This is a genomic window from Pseudoalteromonas sp. SG41-2 (assembly GCF_014164535.1).
GTDB classification, from domain to species: domain Bacteria; phylum Pseudomonadota; class Gammaproteobacteria; order Enterobacterales; family Alteromonadaceae; genus Pseudoalteromonas; species Pseudoalteromonas rhizosphaerae.
Genome location: NZ_JACJFK010000121.1, coordinates 1 through 476, shown reverse-complemented (window position 1 = coordinate 476; position 476 = coordinate 1). Strand labels below are relative to the sequence as shown.

The window sequence follows — 476 nt, the reverse complement described above, 5'->3', positions numbered from 1 at the left end:
CCACGGAGTGATTCATGACTGGGGTGAAGTCGTAACAAGGTAGCCCTAGGGGAACCTGGGGCTGGATCACCTCCTTATACGATTTAGAACTTATTTGTTCGTAGTGTCCACACAGATGATTGTTAGTTAGTTTTGCCCATTGGGTTTAACTAATTAATATGCTCTTTAAAAATTTGGAAAAGCTGATAATAAAATTCGTATAAATACAGTGTATTTGTACAGAGTTTTCAAAAGTAAAAAAGAATGATAGCAGTATCATTCAGTGCCATTTAATGAACGTTTCGTTTGTTGATTGGTATCTACTTTAGTATTCAATATTAACTTCTGGCGAAGTTAAACTGTCACAAAACAAAGACCCGTTTGGGTTGTATGGTTAAGTGACTAAGCGTACACGGTGGATGCCTTGGCAGTTGGAGGCGATGAAGGACGTATTAACTTGCGATAAGCCTAGTCAAGCTAGTAAAAAGCACTTGAGA

At 38.2% G+C, this 476-nt stretch carries 2 rRNA genes; both read left to right on the top strand.

From position 1 onward, the window contains the following. Positions 1–77 (top strand): 16S ribosomal RNA (locus H5186_RS22735); the annotation flags it as partial. Positions 78–371: 294 nt separating this feature from the next. After that, positions 372–476, top strand: a 23S ribosomal RNA gene (locus H5186_RS22900); the annotation flags it as partial.